We start from the raw sequence: 23,100 nt of genomic DNA, 5'->3' as shown, positions 1-23,100 counted from the left end.
GCGCCCTCAGTTACCGCCCGTCCGGACGCCGCCCCCGCCCGCGACCTGCGGGCTCTCGGCGGGCGGGTCCGGGCGCCACGCCTCGACCGCGCCGGGGCGTCCGTCTTCCACCACGTAGGCGGCCCTGGTCTCGATCGGTGCGCCGGGCCTGCGGATATAGGGCATGACACGGAAGTCGCTGCGCCACATCCGCTGATCCAGCTCGACCCGGACATAGCCGCGCTGGCCGTTGTAGAACTTCATATCGGGGTTCGCTTCGAGCAGCAGCCGCCCGCGTTCGGGGAGATCGGACCCGTCGCCGCCGGTGCTGATCGAGGTGCCGGTGAATTCGGTGGCGACCACCGGTGTGTCGGTGGTGGTCGGGTCGCGGCGTAGGTCGGCGGCGAAGTTCTCGTGCCGATCGCCGGTGATGACGACCAGATTGCGGACCCCGTGGTCGACGGCGGCGCCGAGCACCGCGGCCCGTTCGGCGACGTACCCGTCCCAGCCGTCGGTGCCGACGGCGGTGACCGGGCCGGGATCGTAATCGCTCTGGCTCATCGCCACCTGATTGCCGAGGATCTGCCAGCGCGCGGGCGAGCGGGCGAAGCCGTCGATCAGCCAATCGCGTTGCGGCTGGCCGAGTATCGTGCGGTCCGTATCGAAGCGGTCGGCGCACTCGGTGACCAGGCCGCCGTCGCCGCAGGCCTGCCGTGTCCGGTACTGCCGGGTGTCGATCATGGTGAACTCGGCGAGGTCGCCGAAGCCGTACCGGCGGTGCAGGCGCATATCCGGCCCCGACGGCAGCTGCGCGATCCGTAACGGCGCATGCTCGTAGAGCGCCTGGAACGCGGCCGCGCGGCGCCGCTGGAACAGCGCCGGAATCCGGTAGATGTCCACGCCGAGACCGGGCGCGTCAGCGGCCCAGTTGTTGTCGATCTCGTGATCGTCCATCGTGACAAGCCACGGAAAAGCGGCGTGGGCGGAGCGCAGCGGCAGCTCACTCTTGGCCTGGGCGTAGAGCAGACGGTAGCCCGCCAGATCGAAGGCCTCCTCGCGCATCTGCGGCGGCATCGTTGCGCCCACCCGCCCGAGCATCCAGGACTTCTCGTAGATGTAGTCACCCAGATGCACCACCAGATCCAGGTCCTCGGCGCTCATGTGCTCATAGGCGGTGTAATAGCCCGAACTCCAGGATTGGCAGGAGGCGAAGGCGAAACGCATCCGCGTGACCGGCTGTCCCGGTGCGGGCGCGGTCTTCGTCCGCCCGATCGGGGAGATCGCCGAACCGGCGCGGAACCGATAGAAATACCAGCGATCCGGTGCCAGCCCCCGCACCTCCGGGTGCACGCTGTGCGCCAACTCCCGTGACGCCACCGCGGTCCCACGCGTGACGACCCGGCGGAACTGTTCGTCCTCGGCCACCTCGTAATCCACGCTGACCGGCGCCAGTGGCATACCGCCCAGACCGTCGGGGGCAAGGGGATCGGGTGCCAGCCGCGTCCACAGCACCACGCCGTCAGGGGTGGGATCACCGGAGGCCACCCCGAGGCCGAAGGGATCATCGCTGATCAGCCGCGGTGCCGCGAACCGTGCGCTGCTGGCGACCGCCGCACCCGCGAGCACCGCGGCCGAACCTGCGGCACCCACGCGCAGCAGCTGCCGACGAGACAGATCCATGCCGTCCAGCATGCCCTGATCCAACCCGGTTGGGGAGTGGGCGCGGCGTATGCCGATCTGCCGGTGGGCATCCTGTCCGCTGTCCGGGACGTCGGATGCGTCGAGGCGCTCGGCGGGGCTAGGTTCGCCTGGCAGGGGTAGCGCGCCTCGGCCTGGGCCGAGCAGCCGATAAGGAGGACAAGGATGTCCGAATCACCGTCGCCGGAATCTCTCGACGCCGAGCTGGCGCGACGATTGGCCCGACTGGAGGCCGTCGAGTCGATCAAGGCCCTCAAACACCGCTACTTCCGCGCCTGCGACGCCAAGGATCCGAAGGGTTTCCGCGACTGTTTCATCACCACCGGTTCGGCACTCGACTACGGCGAACTCGGAGCCTTCGACGCCGACGGGATGGCCGCCGTCTTCGAATCCATCGCACTGAAGCAGATCGACGGCAAGAACGTCATCCTCGATATGCACCACGGCATGCATCCCGACATCACGGTGCACGACGAGACCACCGCCTCCGGCCACTGGACCCTGAAATTCCGCCAGGTGAATCTCGTCGAGAACACCGAAACCGTCTCGACCGGTGAATACACGGACGAATACGTGGTCGAGGACGGGGTCTGGAAGATCGCCACCTGCCGATTCGATCGCCTCTGGTCGATCACCAGACCGATCGATGAGTCCTGCCGCGTGGTGCAGTAGACGTGAGCGACCCGGTCACCCCAGTGCGTCGACCGCGACGCGGGTGGCCTCTGCCAGCAGCGCGCTGTCGGGCGTCGCGTCCGGTGTGGATTTGCCCGACAGCACCGCGATGACGATCGGTGCGCGTCCGGGCGGCCAGGCGACGGCGACATCGAGGGCCGAACCATATGCGGGCGTCCCGGTCTTGTCGCCGACCTTCCAGTCGTCCGGCAGACCCGCGCGGATGCGGGTGTCGCCGGTGGTGTTCGCGACCAGCCATGAGGTCAGTAGGTCGCGTTCGGGTTCGGCGAGGACATCGCCCACCACGAGGTCGCGATAGTCGGCGGCCAGGGCGGCCGGTGTGGTGGTGTCACGGTCGTCGCCCGGGATCGCGGTGTTCAGCTCGGTCTCCCAGCGGTCCAGGCGTGAGGTGTTGTCGCCGATCGATCGGAGGAACGCGGTGAAGCCCTCGGGACCGCCGAGCAGGGTGAGCAACTGGTTGCCCGCCGTGTTGTCGGAGACGGTGATGGCGGCGTGGCACAGTTGCGCGACCGTCATCCCGGTCTCGACCCGCGTTGCGGTCACCGGGGAATTCTCGACGAGATCGTCGGCGGAGAAATGGATCACCTGGTCGAAGTAGCCCGTCGACAGCGGATGATCACGCAGCAACGCCCCGCAGGCCAGGCCCTTGAAGGTGGAGGCCATGGGGAATCGCTCATCTGCCCGGTGGGCGATGCCGCGTCCGGAACCGGTGTCGATGGCGGCGACGCCGAGCCGGGCGTCGTATCTCGTTTCCAGTTCGGTGAATCCGGGGGCCGCGACCGCCGAGGTCGTCACGGCGGTGGTGCCCGAGGTGGCCGCGGAGTCCGTATCGCAGGCCGCGGTCAGCGTGAGCGCGGAGACCGTCAGCGCGGCGGCGAGCAACCGCTTGCGGTGGATGTGGAGGGGGTCGAAAGCTGAGATCGTCACGGCGCAACCACATCATCGACGCGGTGCCACGGGCCAATAGCGGGCAGCGGTATCCGCGAGTCGGACTCGATATCGCCGCTGGTAGGCATGCCTGTTCGGCCGCTGGAACAGGGCGCTCCCACCTGGTGGCGCCGGAGCGGCGCACCCGGCTGGTTCAATGACCGCCATGGACCTGATCCGCCACCTCCGCTTCTTCGTCGCTGTCGCGGACGAGGGGCATTTCGGGCGGGCGGCGGCCGCACTCGAGATGACCCAGCCGCCGGTATCGCAGGGTCTGCGGCGGCTGGAGCAGTTCCTCGGCGTCGAACTGGTGCACCGCACCCCGCACGGTGCGGTGCTCACCTCGGCCGGGCGGCAACTGCTACCGCGCTCGCGGCTGCTGGTCGACGATGCCGAACAGTTGCTCGCCGAATCGCAGCGCATCGCCCACGCACGCGGCGACGTGCACTGGGGTGTGGCCGCCGCGATCCCGGACCCGCTGATCACGGCCTGCGTGACGGCGTTGCGCGCCTCGGCCGGTGCGGGCGCCACGGTGTCCACGACGGTCGGCTCGACGACCGACCTTCTCGCCGATCTGCGCGCGGGTCTGTGCGATGTGGCGGTGATCGAGCATCCGGCCCTCGTCGACGGCGTCGAGGCCGGGCCGGTGGTGAAGATCCCGCGGTGGCTGATCGTGCCCTCGGTTCATCGCAGCGCCACCGCCGAGCGCCCCACCTTCCGCCTGCTCGCCGATCTGACCTTGGCGCATCCGCCGCGCACCGGTAACCCACCCGCCTTCGATACCGTGCTCGACCTGCTGCGCGAACGTGGTCTGGATGTGCAGATCACCACCGCCCGCGACGATCGCGCGGTTCTGGCCGCCGTCGCCGCAGGCACCAGCTTCGGGCTCACCGCGCTGCCGCCGTCACCGACACCGGGCGTGGCCTGGCTGAACCTGGCGCCGCAGGCGTTCGCGCTGCGGGTACGGGTGGTCGGCCGCGCGGACGCCCGACCGCAGAGGGATGCGCTGGATCGGGTGCTGTATCGGGAGCGGTTGCGATGAGCCGGCATTCTCCGGGTGAGCTACGTGCGTCCGTGGGTCCGGGTGGGCGCGAGGCAGTCGATCGGATCCGTGCCGTCTTCGCCGACGCGGGCTGCACGGGCTGGTTGCACGCCCGCCGCTGTGGGACCGACGTCGACCTCTCGGTCGACGGTCTGGACCGGGTGGTCACCGCATCGGTGTACAAACTGGTGCTGTTCCTCGCGTTCTGCCGCCGGGTCGACACCGGCCTGGTCGATCCGGATGCCCGGCTCACCGTGCGTCCGGCCGACTGCACGCCCGGCCCCACCGGCATCGCCGCCCTGCACGATCCGGTGACCATGAGCCGCCGCGATCTGGCGACCTCGATGATGACGGTCTCCGACAACGCCGCCGCCGACATCCTGCTCGGCGAGATCGGTCTGGACGCCATCGAGGAACTGCTGACCGAACTCGGGCTCACCGAGACCCGGATCGTCGGCGGCACCGCCGACGTCCACCGCAGCCTGGTGCGCGAGACCGACACCCACACCACCGCCGAGGCCTTCGCGGCGCTGGCCGATAACGACGAGGCGTGGTCGGTATCGGCCTACGACCCCTCCTATGCGAGCGCGACGACCCCGGCGGAGATGACCCGTCTGCTGGATCTCGTCTGGGGTGGCCGTGTGCTCTCACCCGCGCAGACCGCCTTCGTGCGCTCGGTGATGGGCAGACAGGTGTGGCCGCATCGCATCGCCTCGGCATTCCCGCATCGCGGCGTTCTCGTCGCGGGGAAGACCGGCACCATCGGCGTGATCCGCAACGAGGTGGCGGTGGTGGAGTTCCCCGACGAGCATCCGGTGGCGGTCGCGGTGTTCACTCGCGCGGCGCGCGCCGATCCACAGCTCGCCGTCGTCGACGCCGCCATCGCCGAGGCAGCGCGCATTGCGGTCACCGAGCTGCGTCACCCTCGCACGCAGGAGCGATAGTCGCCGAGGGCTGTGCGCACACAGCAATCCAGAATTCGATAAACAGGTATTACTAAACCCTGTTCACTCGGTGCGCGATTGTGGTCTAATCGGGGTGGAACCTGTTCTACACATTGCTGTGAGGTCTGCATCGGAGCAGGCCTCGAGGAGGTACTCGTGGTCGCACCGTCCATCCCGACCGGGTTCGATTTCACCGATCCCGATGTGCTCGCCCAGCGCCTGCCGATCGAGGAATTCGCCGAGCTGCGCCGGGTCGCGCCGGTGTGGTGGTGCCCGCAGGACACGGGCCTCAGCGGCTTCGACGACGGCGGCTACTGGGTGGTCACCAAGCTCGACGACATCAAGGAGATGTCGAAGAACCCCGACCTGTTCTCGTCGGAGGAGAACACCGCGATCATCCGTTTCAACGGCGACATCACCCGCGACGAGATCGAAATGCTGCGCATGCTCATGCTCAACATGGATCCGCCGAACCACACCAAGAACCGCCGCATCGTCTCCAAGGGCTTCACCCCGCGCGCGGTCAACAGCCTGCGTGAGGCACTCACCGAGCGCGCCGAGCGCATCGTGCACGAGGCCAAGAAGGAAGGCCGCGGCGATTTCGTCCAGCAGATCGCCTGCGAGCTGCCGCTCCAGGCCATCGCCGAGCTGATCGGTGTCCCGCAGGAGGATCGCGGCAAGATCTTCGACTGGACCAACCAGATGATCTCCTACGACGACCCGGATTTCGAGGGCGACCACAAGATGGCCACCGCCGAGGTCATGGGCTACGCCTGGAACCTGGCCGAGGAGAAGCGCAAATGTCCGATGGACGACATCGTGACCACCCTGGTCAACGCCGACCTCGACGGTGAGGCGCTCGGCTCCGACGAGTTCGCCTGGTTCGTCATCCTGCTCGCGGTGGCCGGTAACGAGACCACTCGCAATGCCATCACCCACGGTATGAAGGCCTTCGTCGACAACCCCGACCAGTGGGAGCAGTACAAGGAGCACCGCCCGCGCACCGCGCCGGACGAGATCGTCCGCTGGGCCACTCCCGTCACCGCGTTCCAGCGCACCGCGACCGCCGATACCGTGCTCGGCGGCCAGGAGATCAAGAAGGGCCAGCGCATCGGCATGTTCTACAGCGCGGCCAACTTCGATCCGCAGTCGTTCGACAATCCGTTCCAGTTCGACATCTTCCGCAACCCCAACCCGCACGTCGGCTTCGGCGGCACCGGCACCCACTACTGCGTCGGCGCCAACCTGGCCCGGCTCGAGATCGATCTGATGTTCAACGCCATCGCCGACGCGATGCCGAATCTGCGTCAGCTCTCGGAGCCGGTGCGGCTGCGTTCGGGTTGGCTCAACGGCATCAAGCGCTGGGAAGTCGCCTACGAGTGAGCCGCGGCGCGGGCACTACCCTCACGAGGGTGCCGGTCCGGTAGTGGACACGGCCCGTCGCGGTGGAGGTGGAATCCGTATGTTGTCGACAGCGTGGTCACGTGCGATGGGCCTGCGGGTCCCGATCGTGAACGCCCCGATGGGTGGTGTCGCCGGAGGCAGGCTGGCCGCCGCTGTCACCGCGGCCGGTGGGCTCGGCATGATCGGCATGGGCAGCGCGGGTTCGGCGGCGCGGTTGTCCGCCGAACTCGCGCAGCTCGGGCCGAATCCGGGCTCGTTCGGCATCGGGATGATCGACTGGGTCGTGGCCAGGGAGCCCGAACTGTTCGAGACCGCGCTGGCTGCTCGACCCACCCTCATCTCGGTGAGTTTTACCACCGATCTGTCCTGGGTGGAGCCGGTGCACCGGGCCGGAATCCTGGCGGCCACCCAGGTCTACGACCGTGAGCAGGCGCGCCGCGCGGAGGCGGCCGGGGTGGACGTGATCGTGGCGAGGGGAGCCGAGGGCGGCGGTCACGGCGAACCGACCTTGGCGACCTTACCGCTGCTCGAGATCGTCTGCGGCTGCGTCGATGTGCCGGTCCTCGCGGCCGGTGGCATCGCGACCGGCCATGCGCTGGCCGCGGTGCTCGGTGCGGGCGCCGCCGGAGCCTGGCTCGGCACCCGCCTGACCGTATGCCCGGAGGCGCTCACCACCGAACCCACGCGTGCGGCGCTGCTGCGTGCCGACGCCACCGACACCATCACCACCAGGGTTTTCGATATCGGCCAGGGTCTGCCCTGGCCCGCCCGCTATCCGGCGCGGGTGCTGCGCAACGATTTCACCGACCGCTGGGACGGCGCCGAAGACGCGCTCGCGACCGATCGGCGCGCCCACGATGAACTCGCCGCGGCGCTCGCCGCCGACGATCCGCGACTGGCGCCGATCGACGCGGGCCAGGGCATCGGTCTGGTGACCGACAGCAAACCGGTGGCCGAGGTGTTCGACGAGCTGTGCGCGGGCGCCGAGCGGTTCTTCACGGCGAGGTCGACGATCGTCGAATCCGACGGCACACCCGGCTGATTCCCGAGGATTGCGCGATCACCGGTTGTAGCGCTGCAACCACTCCAGGGTGAGTTCGCGCCCGAGCCGTGCGCCCGTGGTGAGGACCGCCGCGTCGTAGGCGTGCTCGACGAACGGGATCTCCACATAGCGGTGCGGGATCGCGGCGGCGGCGAGATCATCGGCGAAGTCGGCGGTGTGCGAGGCGAAGACGAGATGGTCTGCGCCGCTCTGGATCAGCAAGGTCGGCGGTGACTGCGGGGTCAGGTGGGGTGCGGAATCGGTGGCGGCGTACCGCTGCGGATATTCGGCCGGACCGCCGCCGAGGTACTTTCGACCGACGTCCGCGCCGCCGGCCGAATCGCCTTCGGCGGCGGTGAGATCGACCGCGGGATAGATGCCGACCGCGGCGCGCACCCGCGGTAGGTCGGCGGCGTCGCCGCACGTCGGCTGCAATGCTTCGGCATTGATCTTGTTGGCGACATTGATCGCGAGATTGCCGCCCGCCGATCCGCCGAAGGTCGCGACCCGGTCCATATCCCAGCGGTATTCCGCGGCGTGGGCTGCCGCCCAGGTCATCGCGCAGGCGACGTCGGCTTCCTCGGTGTCCCAGCGGTGGACGGTGGCGTCGGAGAGCCGGTAGTCGACGTCGATGACCGCGTACCCCTGGTCGCCCAGCCAGCGGGTGTACGGGGTGGGGCCGCGGCTGCCCGCGATGAATCCGCCGCCGTGGATGCTCACCACCAGCGGGACCGGCCCGTCGGTATCGGGCAGATAGAGGTCGGCCCGCAGCTGTTCGCCGTCGAGGGTGGCGTAGGTGACGGTGTGGTCGGGCTGCCCGCCGACCGTCGCGAGCGGCACCGCGGGCGCGAACAGCACCCAGCGGCCCGTGTGCTGATGCATCGTGTACACCAGTGCCACGCTGGTCACGACGGTCAATGCCAATCCGGCGCCGGTGATCCCGGCGACCGTGCCCGTCAGCCGCCGCGTGCCCCCGCCACGGAGGGCGAAGACCGCGAGGGCCACCGCGACGATCCCGAGCACGAGATTCCACGAACCCATCGAGTCCCGCAGCGAACCGAGCAGCAAGATGGCGGTCTGCACCGGAAAGAGCTGTAACAGCGGGCTCGTCCACGCCACCGGCACCACCGCGAACAACTGTGCCACCAGCAGATACAGCCCGAACAAGGCCGCGAAGACGAGCGCTGCCCAATGCACTATCGGTCGCCGCCGCCGATCCACGGTGGCTTCCGGTGTCGCGGACTGCGGTGCGGGTTCATCGCTCACTGCGGCTCTCCTCCTCGACGCCCCGCCTACCGTACCGATCAGCGCAGGCCCACCGCCGGTTCGGTCGTCAGAACCCCATGGCCGCCAGTCGTGGCAGCTCGCCCGTGCGGCATCCGTCGATGACGAACGATTCGTGCTCCACTAAGGGCGTCGGCAACGCATCGATCGGCCACCAGCGCAGATCGGCCGCCTTGTCCGGTTCCATGAGCCGCGGTTCACCGGACCACGTGCGGCATTCGAGAAAGAAGTCGACCCGGTGGTCGATGTCCTGTGCGCCGTCACCGTAGCGGCGGTGCAGGACGGTGAGCGGCACCAGATCCGCGGCCTCGACCGTGACGCCGAGTTCCTCGGCCGCCTCCCGCGCGCCCGCGGTGAACACCGATTCGCCCAGCTCGACATGCCCTGCCGCCGCATGCGCCCAGAACCCGTCCATGAATCCGGTGTGCTGCCGCAATTGCAGCAGTACCTCCTCACCGTCGCCGGTGGTTCGTCGGAACAGCACATACACCGCGGGCACCAGCCGGAATCGCTCGGTCACCCGTGCAGGGTAGCGAAATCCCGCCGAGCCCCGGCGGTTCGGCGTGCTACGCGTTCGCCGAACGCAGATGCTCGAGGACCGCGAGCACCCGCCGGTGGTCGTCGGCTTCGGGATGCAGCCCGAGTTTGAGGAAGATCGCCCGAACATGGGCCTCGATGGTGCGTTCGCCGAGGAACAGCGCCGCGCCGATGGCTTTGTTGGAGCGGCCCTCGGCCATCAGGGCGAGTACTTCGCGTTCGCGTTCCGACAGTTCGTCTACCGCGCGACGGCTTCGATGGGGACGTGCGACCATGCGGCTGACCACGCTCGGGTCGATGGCACAGCCACCGTCGGCGACGCGGCGCAGATCGCCGACGAATTCGTCGATATCGGAGACCCGGTCCTTGAGCAGATAACCCAATCCGGCGGTCCCGGCGGCGATGAGACCCGACACATGCTCGGTCTCGACGTACTGCGACAGCAGCAGCACGGCGGTGCCGGGATACTCGCTGCGGATCGTCATCGCCGCGTCGATGCCCTCGGTGGTGTGTGTCGGCGGCATGCGGATATCGACCACCGCGATCGCGGGCCGATGGTCGCCGACCATGCGCAGCAAGGTGGGTGCGTCGCCCGCTTCGCCGATCACCTCGATGCCCTCGTCCCGCAGCAGCCGGGTGATCCCGCCGCGCAGCAGGGCCGAATCGTCGGCGAGCACCACTCGCAGCGGCTCGTCGCGGCGCCGCGCGGTGGTCTGAACCGAATCGAGCCGGGTCTCCTCGGCGTCGACGGTGGGGTCGGGCATGGTGCTCGGCTCGATATCGAGTGCCTCGGCGGCAGCGGCGACGAAGGCCTTGCAGATCGGGTACCGGTCCGCGGGCGTTTTGGCGAGCGCTCGGGCCAGGACCGGGTCCAGGCGTGCCGGAATTCCCGGTCGGTCCCGACTGGGCCGGGGGATCGGGCCATGACTGTGTGCCTGCCACAGCTGCGCGAGGCTGCGCCCCGGATAGGGCGGGCGGCCGATGAGCAGCGCGTAGAACGTACAGCCGAGCGCGTAGATATCGCAGCGGTCGTCGATATCGCTGTCGCCGAACTGTTCGGGGGCCGCGTATTCCAGGCTCGCGACGAACATGCCGGTGCGGGTGAGCCCGGTGGCCGCGTCCAGCGCCTTGGCGATGCCGAAGTCGGCGAGCAGGACGCGTTCGGGCTCGTCGGGGCTCGGCGGCGGACCGAGCAGGATGTTCGCCGGTTTCACATCGCGATGCAGTACCCCGCGCCGGTGTGCGTGGTCGAGTGCGCGGCCGATCTCGCTGACGATATGCAATGCCCGACCCGGCCGAACGGGTCCGCCGCGGAGCAGCTCGGCGGCCGTGGTGCCCGGTACGTACTGCATGGAGATCCACAGCCGGTCCTCGACATGTCCACGGTCGTAGACGGCGACGATATTGGGGTGCTCGAGCCGGGCGGCGTGATCGGCTTCCAATTCGAACCTGGCGCGCACCGAGGCGTCGGCGGCGGGCCCGGTGTGCAGCACCTTCAACGCGACCCGGCGCGGTAGATGTGGATGCCCGGCGAGGTACACCGCTCCCATACCGCCGGAACCGAGCAGCCCTTCGATGCGGTATCCCGCGAAGAGGCTGCCGGTCGCCAACTGCCCGCTGTTCATCGCCAACCACCATCCTTCGCGGCGGCCCATCTCCATTCAACTACGTGCGCGCGGACCGGGAAACCGTCTGCCCGGATTGCTCCGCCGGTGGGGCGCCAGCAGATCAGGACGGCGCCGCGTAGCGGGCGGCGATCGCGGCGGCGCGGTCGCGCAGGGCGGTGCGCAGCGATGGCGGCGAGAGTGCTTCCGCGTCGGTACCGAGCTGCCACAGGGCCCATGCGGCGTGCCGTGCGTCCTGGAAGGTCACTTCCAGCCGCAGCGCGCCGTCCGCCTCGAATTCCTCGCTGCGGACAGCCAGCGCGGTGCTCACCAGTTCCTCTCGCCGTGCGGGATCCATCCGCACCAGCACGACGATCTGGTCGCCGCCGGTTCGGAACCGCGTGCTGCGTTCCTGCCAGGCCCGGTCCAGATCGACTCGTTCCGGTCGCTGTGCCGGTTCGGCCAGTTGCTCGGCGGCCGATATCCGGGCCAGCCGGTAGGTGCGGTCCGCGCCGGATCTGGTGGCCAGCAGGTAGCCCTGATCACGAACGATGACGAGGCCGATCGGGTCCACCGTGCGCCACTGCGGCGCCTGGTCGACGGCCGTGTAGTGGATGCGCAGTTTGTTCCCGGCGAACACCGCACGCCGTATCTCGGCGAGGATGTCGCCCGGCAGCTCCTCGGTGACCATCCGGCGAGACAGCAGATCGGTGTCCGGGTCGATGAGCAATCGCTGCGCCACATCGGCCGCGGTGTCCCGATAGGGCGCGGGGAGCGCGTCGACCACCTTGAGCATCGCCGACGCGAGGGCCGAACCGAGGCCGAATGCCTGTGCGCCGCGGCGCGATCCGGCGATCAGCAAGGCCAACGCCTCATCATGGTTGAGTCCGGTGAGTTCGGTGCGGAACCCGGGCAGCAGGGCGAAACCACCGTGTCTGCCGCGTTCGGCGAACACCGGAACACCGGCCACCGACAGCGCATCGATATCGCGCAGGACGGTGCGGGTCGACACCTCCAGCTCCGCGGCCAGTTCGGTCGCGGTCAGCCGTCCGCGCTGGCGCAGCAACAACACCAGCGATACCAACCGGTCGGCGCGCACGCGAGAAAATTTAGCAGGAATACACGACACAGGATGTCGTGATTCGTTGCGAGGCTTACCGCCACGGCGTCGCAGACAGCTGGACGTCGGTAGGTCGACACATCGAATGGAGCAGAAGTGGCAGTGCAACGAACCGCAGTCAACCCGGTGACGTGGTCGGTGGAGATGGGATTCAACCAGGGTGAACTGGTCACCGGGCACACCAGGACCCTGTACTGCTCGGGCCAGACCGCCATGGATGCCGACGGCAAACCCCAGCATGAGGGTGATATGGCGGCGCAGCTGGCGCTCAGCGTCGACAATGTGGAGGCTGTGCTCCGCGAGGCGGGGATGTCGCTGGCGAACCTGGTCCGGCTCGACGTCTACACCACCGACGTCGATCTGCTGTTCCAGCACTACGGTGTGCTGGCAGCACGGTTGGGCGCGGCCGGGGTGGCACCGGCCACCACGATGCTCGGGGTCACCCGGCTGGCGATTCCCGGCCAGATGATCGAACTGGAGGCAACGGCCGTCGCATGATGCCGCCCCGCCGCTTCCGGCGGAATTCCCGGAAGCGGCGGGTGGGTGCGTCAGGTGGTCGCCTCGGGTGCGAAGGGGAGCACGGCGGTGAGCCGGGTGCCGCCACCGGCCGGGCTGTCGATGGTGAGGGTGCCGCCGAGCGCCGCGATGCGATCACTGAGCCCGCTCAGTCCGCCACCCGGAGTCATCACGGCACCGCCGACGCCGTCATCGGTGATGTCGAGCGACAGGGCGTCGCCCTCGCGACCCAAGGTGATGTCGATGAGCCCGGCACCGGCATGTTTACAGCTGTTGGTCACCGCTTCGGCAGCGATGAAATAGGCCGCGAGCTCGATACCGGCCGGTGGCCGCGTCCGCAGACCGTCGTGGATGTCGACCGGCAGCGGGGCGCGTTCGGCCAGCGAGTTCAGCGCGGCGGCGATCCCGCGATCGGCGAGGACCGGTGGGTAGACGCCGCGGGCCAGCTCGCGCAGCTCGGTCAGCGCGGTGGCCAATTCGGTGGCGCCGTCCGACAGCAGCGCTCGCAGACGTTCCCCGTCGGGCGCGCGCTGGGCGCGGCGCAGCAGCAACTCGGCCGCCACCAGCCGTTGCTGTGCGCCGTCGTGCAGATCGCGCTCGAGGCGCCGTCGCTGGGTGTCGCCCGCGGTGACGATCCGCTCCCGTGACCGACGCACCTCGACGAGCTGGGCACGCAGTTCCTGTTGCAGCCGGGTGTGTTCGAGTGCGAGCCCGGCCGCGCCGCGCACCGCGGCGAGCAGCCCGGGCTGCGACCGCAGGGTCTCGTCGTAGACGAGCGCGCCGAGCGGCACACCGTCTCGCTCCAGCACGGTGGCCGCACGCGGGCCGCCGCCACTCGGCAGCGCCTGCGTGTGGCCGTCCTCGTCGAGGTACACACCACGCTCCGGCTCGTAGGTCCACAACACGAGCGTCGGGTCGTGCAGGGCACGGCGCAGCGCGCCGACGAAACTCTCCTCGACCGGAGCGTTGCCGATCTCCACCATCGCATCGCTGATGGCTGCTTTGGCCAGGCGGTAGCGCACCAGGCCCCACGCCACCGCGATCGGTAGCAGCGCCGTGGTCGGATACCGCAGATCCCGCAGGTTGTGGGTCCATCCCTCCTGGGAGCCGGGGAAACGCGCGGCCGCGAGCAGCAACCAGATGGTGACCACCGCCGACAGCAGACACGCCACGGCCAGCGGGGCGAAACCCGCACGGAAAGCCGGTGAGCCGGTCCGCCACCGATAGGCGATGACACCGAGCAGGGTGGCGCCCATGACCAGTGCGATCGCCCCTGCACCGAGCTGAATCGGCTCGGCCAGCGCGGGGGCGTCACGAATGAGCAGCAGATTGACCGAGGTCGACGGATAGGCGCTGTCGGCAAGCCGCGGATCGAAGAACAACCATTCGCAGGCGACCCCGACAGTCGCGAGCAGCCACGCGGTACCGACGAACCAGCGCTCCCAGGTGTGGCGCAGCCGTCCGGACGGGAATCCGAGCACCATGTGGATGAGGACCGGCAGATACAGATTGGTCAGCAGGACTCCTGCCGTGAACAGCGCCGGATCGCTGGACCGGCGGATGCCCCCGGCCAGCCACAACAATCCTGCGAGTGCGATCAACGGCCCGGCCCGCACGTCCGGGCGCGCCCGCCAGGCCAGCGTCCCGGAGATGACGAACGAGAGCCCGGCGCACAGGAACAGCACCAACTCCACCACCCCGAACACCGGTGGATTCGGTCCCTGCGCGGCCACGAAGGATTCCCGTGGACCGAGCAGCAGGGCCCGCGCCGGATCGTGGACCGCCTGCTCGGACCAGTCCACTGCCAGTACCACGGCCGTCACCACTGCCACGGTCGCCGCGACCATCAGTACGAGTGCTCGACGACTCATCGTCTGTCCTTCGATCACCCCGTCGCCATCCAGCTTGGTCCACCCGCGGCCGTCGCACCACCGTGCTCGCACCGAAATCCGCGTCGGGGCGCTGCGCCGGTCCGGCGGAGGCGATGCGCGAAGATGGGTCGGTGACCACCGAGAACGACCGGCCCGGCCCACCCGTGACCAGCGCGTCCATCCTCGTGTTGACCCTCGCGCGGCAAGTGGAGACCGAATTGAACGCCGCACTCGCGCCGCTGGAGCTCACCGTGGGCAGGCTCGGGCTGCTCGGCCACATCTCCGGTGTGCCGGGTGCGTCGTTCAGCGAACTGGCGCGGATGTCGGGTATCAGTGTGCAAAGTGTGCACACCGCGGTGAAGGCCCTGGTGGGGGCCGATTTGGTGCGCGACAGAACCGCGCGTGCTGGTTCGGCGTCCACGATCGAACTCACCGCGAAGGGTAAACGTCTGCTCGCGGAGGCACGGAAGGCGGTGTCGGCGGTGGACGAGCAATTGTTCGGCCCGGCGGCTGATCCGATCCAGCGGAAAGTCGGCGCCGCGATCGTCGCGGTATTCGCGGAGGCGATGGCCGCGCAGTGATCGGACCGGAATCTACAAACTGCTGCGCACCGTGGTGTTCGTCCTCATGATTGTTCGGCCCGCGTCCTCATCATCGTCTTCCAGTAGCGGGGCGGTCGGTGCCCGTGACGGTCGTTTTCCGTAACTCGGAGTATCACTGGTGGCGAATTGCGCCGCGAGGAGTTTGGCGCTGCGGTTCATCTCATCGGCGACGATGGGCATGATCACCGAATAATCGGTGCCGTTGCGCGCCGGGCCGTTGTAGCGGGTTTCCAGTGTGACCACCGTCGGTGAGTTCGGTGCGTCCGCAAGGGAAATCGAGTAGGTGAAATGATTGCCGGTGAGCCCGACGCCGCTGAGTTCCAGTCGTCGCATCGGGAGGCATTCGGTCACGGTGAGATCGAACTCGTGGATGATACTGGCGACGGTCGCCTGCGCGCGCACCGTGACGCCGAGAGTGAATCTCGCCGGTACCTCGCCGATCCAGAAATCATGATTCGGCACCCACTTCGCCAGCTGATCCGGGCGTGATATCAGCGCCCATACTTTCTCTTTCGGTGCATTCACCGCGCAGGAAGCGCTACTGCGGGCCAGGGCCACTACCGTTGCCTCTCCATCGACTGGGGTTGAAGGTTACATCATCGCCGGTCGACGGGCAGCCGGACTCGCCAATTCGGTGGGCGGAATACGAACTGCTGGAGCAAAATTCGATTCACCTGAATGCCATTGTCGAATGTAAGAACATTCGTGCCGTGCATTTGCAATTGATGTTCGCGGGCGGGTGGATTCGGTGGCGGTGCCGGCGGGTGGCCGAGTCGCCGTCGGTGACGGTAGCCAGTCATTCGCCACATTGCGGTGGGAGGCAAATGTCACAGCATGGTAACGGTGGGCCGCCGCGGTCCGACAACCCGGACAACTCACGTGGGTTGTCGATCCGGCGGTGTCGGGACCGGGGGTGGACCAGGCCACGTGATGCTCATTTGTCGTCGAGAAAGGTTCTTCGATGCGGTTGCGTCGCCACGGCCCCCGGCCCGAATCATCCCGTACCGGCATCGGCCGGGCACTGCTCGCGCCGCTGGTCGCCCTGATCATGGCGGTCGGTGCGGCCGTCATGGGCGCGCCGACCGCCTCGGCCGCGTTCAATCCGGACGGCTTCGACTTCTGGGTCGACTCCAGCATGGGGCCGATCAAATCGCGTGTGTTCCGCGCCGCCGACGGCAATACCGATCGGGTGGTCTACGCGCTCGACGGCATGCGCGCCCGCGAGGATCTCAACGGCTGGGAAATCGAGACCGAGGTCGCCAGGGAGCTGACGAAGTGGAACATCAACGTCGTCATGCCGGTCGGCGGCCAGTCCAGCTTCTACATCGACTGGAACGCGCCGTCCAACTTCCTCGGAGTCCCGCCCGGCGCGGTCGGCTCGTCCAGTGGCTCCGGTGGTTTGAACGTCTTCTCCGGCGGCCCGGGCAAGGACTACACCTACCGGTGGGAAACCTTCCTCACCCAGGAGCTGCGCCACTCCCTGCATGATCGACTCGGTTTCAACCCGAACCGCAATGGTGTGTTCGGGCTGTCGATGGGTGGCAGCGCGGCCCTCACTCTTGCCGCCTACCATCCCGACCAGTTCAGCTTCGCCGGTTCGTTCTCCGGCTATCTGAACATCTCCGCGCCGGGTATGCGCGAGGCGATCCGGGTCGCGATGATCGATGCCGGTGGCTACAACGTCGACTCCATGGCCGCGCCATGGGATCCCAAATGGCTGCGGATGGACCCGTTCGTCTTCGCGCCGCGGCTGGTCGCCAACAACACCCGTCTGTGGGTCTCCGCCGCCAGCGGCCTGCCGACGGCCACCGACGCTCCCAGCTTCGGCACCCTCAACGGCATGGCCTTGGAAGCGCTCGCCCTGGTGAACACCCGCGCCTTCCAGGTCCGCATGGCCACGCTCGGTGCGAACAACGCGACCTTCGATTTCCCGGCGTACGGCATCCACGCCTGGAACAACTGGCAGGACCAGGTGATGCGCATGCTCCCGGCCCTGTCGTCGTCCATCGGCTGAGTCCCTCCGCCGAACTGCCGCGAACCGGCGAAGCGATCAACTCGATCGCTTCGCCGGTTTCGTCTATCGGGGCCGTGAACTGGGTGGATGCTGGACCGATGGCAGGTGCTCGGCTCGTGGGGAAGAAACGAACGGGCCATGTCGTTAAAAGTTGAACCAGTTCGATTCGATACCGAGTAGCACGATCCGCGCCCCCGAATCAGGGGAGCGGCAGAGAATGGAGACGCTATGCCTGCTGTCACGGCCGATACGCTGACCCTGCCCCGGATCGCGCCCGCCGGACCCGAGACGATCGAGCGTCCCGTGCGCTCGGTGACCACGGGTCCGCGCGGCTACGAGGGCGAGGGATTTCCGGTGGTCCGTGCATTCGCCGGAGTGCCGACCGCCGATCTCGATCCGTTCATCCACATGGATCAGATGGGCGAGGTCGAGTACGAGCCAGGTGAGCCGAAGGGCACCGACTGGCATCCGCACCGTGGTTTCGAGACCGTCACCTACATGATCGACGGTCGCTTCCAGCATCAGGATTCCCATGGCGGCGGCGGCATGATCGAGAACGGCGCCACCCAGTGGATGACGGCCGGTTCGGGAGTCCTGCACATCGAGACCCCACCGGCGGAACTGGTGGATTCCGGCGGCCTGTTCCACGGCCTACAACTGTGGGTGAATCTTCCGGCCGCGGACAAATTCCTGCCGCCGAAATATCAGAGCCTCGAAGGCGGGCAGGTACGGTTGCTGGCCTCGGACGACGGTGGTGCGCTGGTCCGGGTGATCGCGGGATCCATCGACGGCCACGACGGTCCGGGCGCGACGCATACCCCCATCACCTTCGCGCACGCGACGATCGCCCCCGGCGCACAGCTGTCCGCGCCGTGGCAACCCGACTACAACGCCCTTGTCTACATCCTGTCGGGCCGCGGCACCGTTGGTGCCGAGGCCAGGCCGGTCGAGCAGGGGCAGCTGGTGGTGTTCGGCAAGGGCGATCGGATCACCGTCGCCGCCGACGCAGCACAGGATTCGCATCGGCCCGCGCTCGAGGTGCTGCTGCTCGGCGGCAGGCCGATCCGGGAACCGGTCGCGCACTACGGGCCGTTCGTGATGAACACCCGCGCCGAACTGATCCAGGCGATCGAGGACTTTCAGTCCGGCCGGTTGGGCGTCGTCCCGGACAACGCGCTCATGCCGCATCGTCCGCACTGAGGTAGGTGGGCGGCCTCGCTGCGACACATGATCGGTGGAGCACTCAGATCCGTCCGCCCGCGGCATGGACAGCGTCGACGACGCCTCGCCATCCGGCCAGCGCCGCATCACCGTGCAGCCGAGGCACTGTCGTACTGTCCACCGCGCTCGGATGGTCGATCGCGACACCCTCGGTGATGATCAGCCCGGTTCCGCCCTCCGCGCGGCGGCGGTAGTAGCAGTCGTTCTGCCGCGGCCGATGGTGTCCCATACGTCATGACTCAACGCTGTCAGCGCTGGTGGGAGACCACCAAGCGGGGATGCCGGTGAGCGGACGCGGGCACCGGGAGTCGATCGGCGGTCAGGTCGAGATAGTGGGCGATTGCCGCGGCGGTGAGCCGGACGGGGGCGGCATTCGGGGCGTCGAACCGAACCCGGGTGCGCGGCCCGCTGATGGAGAGTCCGAGCTGTGTGCCGCGGTAGGTGCCGACCCTGGCCCCGATGCAGCCGAGTCCACTGGTGCACACACCGAAGGCGATTCTCGCCGGGCGATCCGCACCCGCCCGATGCGTTGGTGCGGTGAGCGCCTTGCCGATCGTCGACGTGGCCGCCGGAACACGTGACCCGACCTGCGTGTGCAGAGTCGGAGTCGTCCGGTCGCCGACTTTGTCCAGGTAGACGATTTCGCCGCCGGCGAGTACACCCAGGTGCACGATATAGCCCGTCACCCGATGCAGTTCGCTCAGCAGCGGGCCCACCACCCTGTCGAATCCGTTCTGATAGGCGGCGAGTATCCCGATCTCGGCGAGTCGATCACCCAGCTCGTACCGGAGGTCGTGGCGACGCAGCCAGCCCATCCGCACCAAGTGCTCGAGCATGCGCAGGGTGCTGGTGCGTGGGATGCCGGTGTGGCGGGAGATATCGGTGAGCGTCGCGCGGGGTGCGTCGCGGAAATTATCGATGACCAGTGACAGCCGGTCGAGCGTCGAGGACGGAACGGCAGTGTTCGGTGTGTCGGTGACCGGCATACTCACCCCTCGGGCGTGGGCGGCCGATACGTGCGTCCGGCCGACGGTGTGGCGGGTTTCGCTCAGTGAACCACGGGGCGCATCGGGTGCCGGCCACCGATCCCGCTGTATGGGCAGCGCACTGCCGATCGAGGGTGTCGGCTTCATATCAGCCCAGATCGGCGAGTTTGCGGTGCAGGACGGCGCGCTCCCGATCGTTGCCGCACAGCTCGACGGCCAGTTCCAGCTGGATGCGGGCCTCCTCGCGGCGGCCGAGGCGGATGAGTAGTTCACCGCGCACGCTCGGCAGCAGATGTGAATGTGCGAACGCGTCGGCGGCGGCGAGTTCGTCGACGATCGGTAGGGCGGCCGCGGGCCCGTCGGCCATGGAGACGGCCACCGCCCGGTTCAATTCCACCACCGGTGAGGGTGCCAGCCGACCGAGCGCCTCGTACAGCAGTACGATCCGCTCCCAGTCGGTGTCCTCGACCGAGGGCGCGAGGGCGTGGCATTCGGCGATCGCGGCCTGGAGACCGTAGGCGCCCACACCGCGGCCCACCTGTCCGGCTCGGGTCAATGCCGCACGTCCGCGCGCGATTGCGGAGCGGTCCCAGCGGCGCCGGTCCTGCTGTTCGAGCAGGACCGGATGCCCCTCCGCGTCGGTGCGGGCGGGAAACCGCGCCGCGGTCAGTTCCAGCAGGGCCAGCAGGCCGTATACCTCGGGCTCATCGGGCACCAGCCTGGCCAGTACCCGTGCCAGCCGCAGCGCTTCGGCGGCCAGATCCAGGCGCATCAGAGCGGTCCCGGAACTGGCCGACGACCCTTCGGTGAAGATCAGATAGATCACGTTCAACACCGAGCCGAGCCGTTCGGTGCGCTCGGCGGCCGCCGGCACCTGGAACGGCACTCCGGCCGCGGCGAGTGTCTTCTTCGCCCTGGTGATCCTCGCCTGCACGGTGGCGGTCGGCACGAGGAAGGCCCGCGCGATCTCGTCACTGGTCACACCGGCCACGACCCGCAGGGTGAGTGCGATCCGCGCCTCCCGTGACAGCACCGGATGGCAGGAGACGAACATCAACGCGAGCAGATCGTCATCGATCTGGTCGGGATCCCACAGCACATCCTCGGCCTCGCGCACCGGATCGGTGGGCGGGCTGCCCGCGACGACGCCGCCCTCACCCAGCTCCTGGGCGAGGGCGGCGTACCGGACGTCACGGGCGGCGCGGCGGCGGAACGCGTCGATCGCGCGACGCTTGCCGACGGTGAGCAACCAGCCGGCGGGATGGCGCGGGACGCCTTCCCGCGGCCAGGTCACCAGCGCCTCGGCCAGGGCCTCCTGTGCGAGATCCTCGGCCAGCGCGAAATCGCCGGTGTAGCGGGCGAGCGCACCGACGATTCGCGCGGATTCGATCCGCCACACGGCGGCGACCGCTGCTCGCCCGGTGTGATCGGTCATCGTCGGGCGTGCTCAGAGCTGGCCGGTGGCCTCGCGCCAGGCCCGCTCCTTCTGGATCCACACATTGTCCTGCGGGAACTCGTCGATCGTGGTGACCCGGCGGATCTCGCATTTGGCGCCCGGTCCCGCCAGCGGCGCCCGCTTCGCCCATTCGACCGCCTCTTCCCGCGAGGCCACGTTGAGAATCCAGAAGCCGCCGAACAACTCCTTGGTCTCACCGTACGGCCCGTCGGTGACCACCGGCGTCTCGGCGGAGTAGTCCACCACGACGCCGGTATCGGGTTCCGGGTCGAGCCCCTCGGCGGCGACCAGCACTCCGGCCCTGATCATCTCGTCGTTGAACTTGCCCATCGAGTCCATGATCTCGGTGAAGTCGATGTTCTGGAATGCCGCGTAGGTCTCGTCGGTGGCGCGCATGATCAGCATGTACTTCATGGTCTGTCTCCTCGGGGTTGTCCGGGTCCCTCTGACCCTTTCACTCCTAGGTCGAACGGGAGGTGCGACCGATCGACACGACCGAGAATTTTTTTCTCATCAGTACGCGATGAACAGTATTTCCTCGCGCGAGTAGTCATGGCCCGGATGTTCGGCGGCGAGGTGGGCCTGCGTTCTGGCGACGAGTTCGTCCTCGTCGGTGCCGGTGATCTGCTCGCCGCAGGGGCAGTTGAGCCTTGTCTTCACGTGTGCGCCCTTCGTCCTGATGGAACACGTTCTGTCGAGTCAACCATGCGGCACCCCATTCGTGCAGCGTTCATGGCTGCTGCGGCCCGAGTACGGAGGCGCCGAACCAATGGCACAGCAGCAGCGCCATCTCCACATCGAGCCGATCGCCGGTGATGGGTGCGCCGCGGCGCTCGATCGCCCGGTTGACCCGGTATTTCACCGAATTGGCATGCAGGTTGAGCGCTTCGGCGGCCGCTTTGTGGCTCGAACCGGTCTGGAGGAACACCCGCAGGGTCGCCCGCAGCCTGGCGTCGTTGTCGCTATCGATGGCGAGCGGTCCGAGCACGGTGTGCACCCAGGCGCGGGCCTGCGCGAGGTCGCGTCCGAGCAGTGCCGCGGCCGTCAGACCCGGATCGCTCGCGGCGGTGACCCGCGCCGCGCCCGGCCCGGCGGCCAACGCGACTGTCCGCGCCTGTAGCGCCTGCCGGTGTGAATCCCGGAATCCCTCGATACCCGGCAGCGGGGTGCCGAGCGCGATCCACGGCGCGTCGGTATATTCCGCGGCGAATCGGCGGACCTGTTCGACGCTGTCGGATGCGCTGTCGGAGGCCAGCGGTATCCAGCCCCATCCGGTGAGGCGGTCGGCCGCGACGAACAGGCCGGCGCCGAGAGCATCCATCGTCTCGGCGAGGTCGCGGACGAATCGTTCCAAACGGCTCAGCTCGTCACCGCCGGTCGGCAACCACGCCACCAGTGCCAGATGGGTGCGCCGCAGCGGGTAGCGGATCGCGTCGGTCACCGCGTCGACATCCACGGCGGCGCCGTCGAGGACCTCGCGCACCCGGACAGCGCGTGTGCTGTTGCGGTTCTCCAACCAGTGATCGCGTTCGTACTGATACGTCGCGACGACCTGCTGGGAGATCCAATCGATATATCCGAAGGTGATGGTGGTGATCTGCTCGAAGACGTCCAATCGCAGTTGCGGATCGAGGTCGAGGGTGCGGACCTCCTCGAACACGATGCCGAGCAGTTTCTGCTGGCCGAGACGGTAGGCACGGACCAGCGCATTGGGGGCGACACCGTGCTGGGCGAGCCGTCGCGCGTATTCCAGTGCGGCGGTCGGCGGCTCCACGTGCTCGATCGGGATGGCGTGTTGGATCGCGGAGAAGATGGTGTCGACATTGCCCTCGACGCTGTCGCGCAACAACTCGCGCAACTGCTGATCGCCCTGGAGATCTTCGATCTCGGCCAGCAGATGCAGCTGGATCGTCCGGCTCACTTCGGCGATCCGGTCGGCGAGGCGTTCGACCGCGAGGGCGGCATTCACACCGACGGTCGGCTCATCGTCTCGACTGGGCATGGCCAACAGTAGAACGCGCCGCCGCCTGCGAGCGGCGCATTCGGCGTGACTTGTCTCCGGGAGACAAACCGGGCCGCAACCTTCATCGTCGCGCGACGGTGTGACCTGGCTCTCATATTTCTAGCGTGATGGCACAGACCGCATCCGGACCGCCAGGA

Annotated in this window: 22 protein-coding genes and 1 pseudogene; 9 read left to right on the top strand and 14 right to left on the bottom strand. The window is 68.2% G+C overall.

Translation table 11 applies throughout. The features are described from left to right. Positions 1-6: 6 nt before the first annotated feature. Complete coding sequence (locus QH168_RS22610; protein WP_280236774.1) at positions 7-1,659, bottom strand: alkaline phosphatase D family protein; 1,653 nt, start codon at positions 1,657-1,659, stop codon at positions 7-9. A 183-nt stretch (positions 1,660-1,842) separates the two neighbouring features. Between QH168_RS22610 and QH168_RS22605 the strand changes: the two genes are divergently transcribed. Further along, complete coding sequence (locus QH168_RS22605) at positions 1,843-2,349, top strand: nuclear transport factor 2 family protein (protein ID WP_280236773.1); 507 nt, start codon at positions 1,843-1,845, stop codon at positions 2,347-2,349. Positions 2,350-2,364: 15 nt separating this feature from the next. On the opposite strand, the gene bla is transcribed toward QH168_RS22605, so the two are convergent. Next, a complete protein-coding gene (bla, locus tag QH168_RS22600; RefSeq protein WP_432421157.1) occupies positions 2,365-3,267 on the bottom strand; it encodes a class A beta-lactamase in 903 nt (300 codons plus the stop codon). Positions 3,268-3,454: 187 nt separating this feature from the next. Between bla and QH168_RS22595 the strand changes: the two genes are divergently transcribed. From QH168_RS22595 to QH168_RS22580, 4 genes are all read left to right on the top strand, one after another. After that, the gene (locus QH168_RS22595; protein WP_280236771.1) at positions 3,455-4,339 is read left to right on the top strand and encodes a LysR family transcriptional regulator; all 885 of its coding nucleotides are present in this window, start codon (positions 3,455-3,457) and stop codon (positions 4,337-4,339) included. Then, positions 4,336-5,283: a class A beta-lactamase-related serine hydrolase gene (locus tag QH168_RS22590; protein ID WP_280236770.1), complete on the top strand. Its 948-nt coding sequence runs from the start codon at positions 4,336-4,338 to the stop codon at positions 5,281-5,283. The genes QH168_RS22595 and QH168_RS22590 overlap by 4 nt, the downstream gene beginning before the upstream one ends. A 156-nt stretch (positions 5,284-5,439) precedes the next feature. Beyond that, a complete protein-coding gene (locus QH168_RS22585; RefSeq protein WP_280236769.1) occupies positions 5,440-6,666 on the top strand; it encodes a cytochrome P450 in 1,227 nt (408 codons plus the stop codon). Between the two features lie 79 nt (positions 6,667-6,745). After that, complete coding sequence (locus tag QH168_RS22580) at positions 6,746-7,729, top strand: NAD(P)H-dependent flavin oxidoreductase (RefSeq protein ID WP_280236768.1); 984 nt, start codon at positions 6,746-6,748, stop codon at positions 7,727-7,729. 18 nt (positions 7,730-7,747) lie between these two features. Here QH168_RS22580 and QH168_RS22575 read toward each other — a convergent pair whose 3' ends face one another. From QH168_RS22575 to QH168_RS22560, 4 genes are all read right to left on the bottom strand, one after another. Continuing rightward, positions 7,748-8,995, bottom strand: coding sequence for an alpha/beta hydrolase (locus QH168_RS22575; RefSeq protein ID WP_280236767.1), 1,248 nt, complete (start codon positions 8,993-8,995; stop codon positions 7,748-7,750). A 67-nt stretch (positions 8,996-9,062) separates the two neighbouring features. After that, the gene (locus QH168_RS22570) at positions 9,063-9,533 is read right to left on the bottom strand and encodes an NUDIX hydrolase (RefSeq protein ID WP_280236766.1); all 471 of its coding nucleotides are present in this window, start codon (positions 9,531-9,533) and stop codon (positions 9,063-9,065) included. A gap of 46 nt (positions 9,534-9,579) precedes the next feature. Then, on the bottom strand, positions 9,580-11,175 hold the full coding sequence (locus tag QH168_RS22565; RefSeq protein ID WP_280236830.1) for a protein kinase domain-containing protein: 1,596 nt from the start codon (positions 11,173-11,175) through the stop codon (positions 9,580-9,582). Between the two features lie 103 nt (positions 11,176-11,278). Further along, positions 11,279-12,253, bottom strand: a complete 975-nt coding sequence (locus QH168_RS22560; RefSeq protein ID WP_280236765.1) for a helix-turn-helix transcriptional regulator — start codon at positions 12,251-12,253, stop codon at positions 11,279-11,281. A gap of 123 nt (positions 12,254-12,376) precedes the next feature. Here QH168_RS22560 and QH168_RS22555 point away from each other — a divergent pair, with 123 nt between their 5' ends. Further along, entirely contained in the window at positions 12,377-12,772 is a 396-nt protein-coding gene (locus tag QH168_RS22555) for a RidA family protein (RefSeq protein WP_280236829.1), read from the top strand. A 50-nt stretch (positions 12,773-12,822) separates the two neighbouring features. Here QH168_RS22555 and QH168_RS22550 read toward each other — a convergent pair whose 3' ends face one another. Further along, positions 12,823-14,661, bottom strand: a complete 1,839-nt coding sequence (locus QH168_RS22550; RefSeq protein WP_280236764.1) for a sensor histidine kinase — start codon at positions 14,659-14,661, stop codon at positions 12,823-12,825. Between the two features lie 131 nt (positions 14,662-14,792). On the opposite strand from QH168_RS22550, the gene QH168_RS22545 reads away from it, so the two are divergent. After that, on the top strand, positions 14,793-15,242 hold the full coding sequence (locus QH168_RS22545; RefSeq protein WP_280236763.1) for a MarR family winged helix-turn-helix transcriptional regulator: 450 nt from the start codon (positions 14,793-14,795) through the stop codon (positions 15,240-15,242). A gap of 12 nt (positions 15,243-15,254) precedes the next feature. Here the strand turns inward: QH168_RS22545 and QH168_RS22540 are convergent, their stop codons facing one another. Beyond that, a complete protein-coding gene (locus QH168_RS22540) occupies positions 15,255-15,821 on the bottom strand; it encodes an SRPBCC family protein (RefSeq protein ID WP_280236762.1) in 567 nt (188 codons plus the stop codon). 403 nt (positions 15,822-16,224) lie between these two features. Between QH168_RS22540 and QH168_RS22535 the strand changes: the two genes are divergently transcribed. Next, a complete protein-coding gene (locus QH168_RS22535) occupies positions 16,225-17,277 on the top strand; it encodes an alpha/beta hydrolase (protein ID WP_280236761.1) in 1,053 nt (350 codons plus the stop codon). Between the two features lie 228 nt (positions 17,278-17,505). After that, positions 17,506-18,477, top strand: a complete 972-nt coding sequence (locus QH168_RS22530) for a pirin family protein (RefSeq protein WP_280236760.1) — start codon at positions 17,506-17,508, stop codon at positions 18,475-18,477. Positions 18,478-18,523: 46 nt separating this feature from the next. On the opposite strand, the pseudogene QH168_RS22525 reads toward QH168_RS22530, so the two are convergent. The 6 genes and pseudogenes from QH168_RS22525 to QH168_RS22500 all read right to left on the bottom strand — a co-directional run. Then, positions 18,524-18,694 (bottom strand): annotated as a pseudogene (locus tag QH168_RS22525) (12-oxophytodienoate reductase); the annotation flags it as partial. 52 nt (positions 18,695-18,746) lie between these two features. Then, positions 18,747-19,484 carry an IclR family transcriptional regulator gene (locus QH168_RS22520; RefSeq protein WP_280236759.1) on the bottom strand — a complete coding sequence of 246 codons (738 nt, stop codon included), beginning with the start codon at positions 19,482-19,484 and terminating at the stop codon, positions 18,747-18,749. A 148-nt stretch (positions 19,485-19,632) separates the two neighbouring features. Then, entirely contained in the window at positions 19,633-20,919 is a 1,287-nt protein-coding gene (locus tag QH168_RS22515) for an RNA polymerase sigma factor (RefSeq protein ID WP_280236758.1), read from the bottom strand. Positions 20,920-20,931: 12 nt separating this feature from the next. Further along, on the bottom strand, positions 20,932-21,354 hold the full coding sequence (locus tag QH168_RS22510; RefSeq protein WP_280236757.1) for a YciI family protein: 423 nt from the start codon (positions 21,352-21,354) through the stop codon (positions 20,932-20,934). 99 nt (positions 21,355-21,453) lie between these two features. Continuing rightward, positions 21,454-21,600, bottom strand: a complete 147-nt coding sequence (locus tag QH168_RS22505; protein ID WP_280236756.1) for a DUF1059 domain-containing protein — start codon at positions 21,598-21,600, stop codon at positions 21,454-21,456. A gap of 70 nt (positions 21,601-21,670) precedes the next feature. Then, positions 21,671-22,942, bottom strand: coding sequence for a PucR family transcriptional regulator (locus QH168_RS22500; RefSeq protein WP_280236755.1), 1,272 nt, complete (start codon positions 22,940-22,942; stop codon positions 21,671-21,673). Between the last annotated feature and the right edge of the window lie 158 nt (positions 22,943-23,100).

It is taken from the genome of Nocardia cyriacigeorgica, from assembly GCF_029868385.1.
Taxonomy (GTDB): Bacteria; Actinomycetota; Actinomycetes; order Mycobacteriales; family Mycobacteriaceae; genus Nocardia; species Nocardia cyriacigeorgica_F.
Note: the sequence above shows the minus strand (reverse complement) of the source record. Positions and strands in the feature narration are given on the sequence as shown.